Consider the following 2,596-nt stretch of genomic DNA (forward strand, 5'->3'; position numbering starts at 1 on the left):
AGATACTGGAGGTAGAGTAACGCAGGAGCTTGTTACCGAGGATCACTATTCGCTTCAATCATCTGCCTTGCCTACAGCACTTTGAACTCCCGCTGAAAGATCACATATTTAATAGGATTGGTATTAGATGGTCTGCTTCACCCCTAGGTTAAGCTAAACTTAGGGTAGGCTAATCATAGAGGCGAACCATCATGTCTACTATTAAAGTAGGCAAATCTTCTTTTCATCTTGTTGGGCACGATCACACTGGTCGTGAACAATTACTTATGTAAGCATTTAAGTCGTCTAAAGCTCATTCAATTTCTGTCGCAAACGCCTAAAACGACGATTACAGTGGAGTCATGTGGTGGCTCTCACTGGTTAGCAAGAAAGTGCCAATCACTCGGTCATGAGGTTAAATTCATACCTCCCCAATATGTTAGACTTTACGTTAAAACCAATAAAAATGATTATATTGATGCTGATGCGATAGCTGAAGCATGCACATGGTCATCAATGCGTTTTGTTGGTGTAAAAACAGAGATCTCACAAGTCATAAGTGTTATTTGGTCATAACATGGGATCAGTTTCCTGCTAATAACAAAGCCTGATCCCTCATTGTTAACATTCAAATATCCCTTTGTTACATCCAATAAAAATGCCCGCTATTTGTCAGTGGGCATTTTTGAGGTAGGAAGAAAAGTTTTAAAGTTTAAAAAACGCTATATTATTGCTGAGTGCAGCAGAATTTTGAACCAGTTCTTGGCTTTGTGATACAAGGTGTGTCGTGACGATATTTATTTCATTTGCAGAGGTTTTAATCGCTGTGACATTTTCGCTTATCTCATTTGAAACTGCACTTTGTTCTTCTGCTGATGATGCTATTTGAGTCACCATGTCGTTTGCCGATTTTAGTTTGGCTACCATGGCCTGTAAGGACGTTCCTGTATCTTGTGAAACAGCGACGCATCCTTGAACTTGTTTTCGGCTAGCAAATACCGCTTCAGAAGCTTTACTGGCACTATCTGTTAATTCTTCAATTGAACTTTGTATTTGATTAGTTGCTTGATTGGTATTTGCCGCCAATGCCCTAACTTCGTCTGCCACCACTGAAAACCCTCTTCCGTGTTCACCCGCTCGAGCGGCTTCGATGGCAGCATTGAGTGCCAGTAGGTTGGTTTGTTCAGATATTTTCTGAATTGACAGTGTGACATCTGCGATGTTCAACACGCTATGTTTTAAATGCTCTACGAGTTCAGTTACAGACGCCATAGCTTGATCCGCATCAGAAATTCTACGAACCGTCAATGACATGTCATTGCTACTACTTTCTGCAGCAGTTGCGACAGCGCTAGTGGTTGTTGCCGCAAACTCAGCGTTTCGAGTGACTTCGACGTTAGTGCTGTTCATTTCATCCATTGCGGTTGCTAAGAGTTCCAGCTGCATATATTGGGATTGGACACTTGCTGAATTTTTATTGCTTGAGGAGGCTAAATCATCGACTAAATGTGTGGATTGCGTTGCTGAGTGATTTGCTAACGTTATCGCAGAGTGAATTTTATCCAGCATTTCATCCATATCGTGGCTAATGGCGCCGACTTCATCTTTGCGCTTGCTATGAAGCCTTGTTGTTAAGTCACCTTTTGCAATTAACTTTACTTTTGCTTGTAATATTTCGATTGGCTGAACAATATTTTGTCCGATGAAAAAACTCGTCACCAGCAATAATATTGAGACAATTCCAATAATGATACCTTCTCGAATAAGGCTTGAAATAAATACGTCATTAAGATCGCTGACTAATAAACCTGATCCTACAATCCATTGCCATTCAGGTATATAGGCTACATAAGAAATCTTTTCTTGCTCTACTCCTTCATTTGTTGTCCAAGTATAATCGAGATAACCTCGATTTTGCTCTTTGGCGATTTTAGCCATTTCTTGCCAAAAAAGTTTTCCAGAGGAGTCTTGTATATTAGACGCATCGGTACCGTTTAACTCAGGGGAAGTAGGGTGCATGACTATTTTTACTTGTGGATTGGTGATCCAAAAATAGTTTTTGTCGTCGTATCTCAATGCTTGTATGGCTTTGATGGCCATTTCCTTCGCGACAGCTTCACCTAACGATTGTGAGTGACGGTTGTAATACTTAACTAAACTCACGGTTGTTTCAACTTGAGCCTTTAGCTTACTTTTACGCTCTAAAAGTGAAGTACGTTTTTGTTCATACAAACCGAGTGCACCTAGCGCTAGAATAATTAGTAATGAAAACGAAACTAAAATGTTTAACTTTTTTCTTATGGTTAAATTATCTAGCCAACTCATCTAAAACCTCCGTGTAGTTGTCGCATTCTTGTTTCTTGTAAATGACGACGTGTTAAATAATACCTACTATGTGGTTATCACATTTTAGACTGTTTTAGTCTTTTGTCGCTTTAAATGTTAATAATATGTAATATTATTAACAGCTAATATTGGATTGGTTAAATGCTTATACCAATCTCATTAAATATCTGGTCAGTTCAGAGTCTCTCAGGTTTTTCAATTCAAGGCACATTGATGTAGAAATGGTGTTCCCTTTTAAATCGATGTAACACAGAAGTGGCATACCTGAGAG

At 39.2% G+C, this 2,596-nt stretch carries 1 protein-coding gene and 1 pseudogene; one reads left to right on the forward strand and one right to left on the reverse strand.

Annotation, left to right across the window (positions count from 1 at the left end; translation table 11 throughout):
• Positions 1 to 191: 191 nt before the first annotated feature.
• Positions 192 to 546, forward strand: a pseudogene (locus ACWXWT_RS20280) (IS110-like element ISSpi6 family transposase); the annotation flags it as partial.
• Between the two features lie 138 nt (positions 547 to 684).
• Here the strand turns inward: ACWXWT_RS20280 and ACWXWT_RS20285 are convergent.
• Positions 685 to 2,304: a methyl-accepting chemotaxis protein gene (locus tag ACWXWT_RS20285; protein WP_456043376.1), complete on the reverse strand. Its 1,620-nt coding sequence runs from the start codon at positions 2,302 to 2,304 to the stop codon at positions 685 to 687.
• Positions 2,305 to 2,596 lie beyond the last annotated feature (292 nt).

The sequence above is a fragment of the Shewanella sp. A22 genome (genome assembly GCF_053850585.1).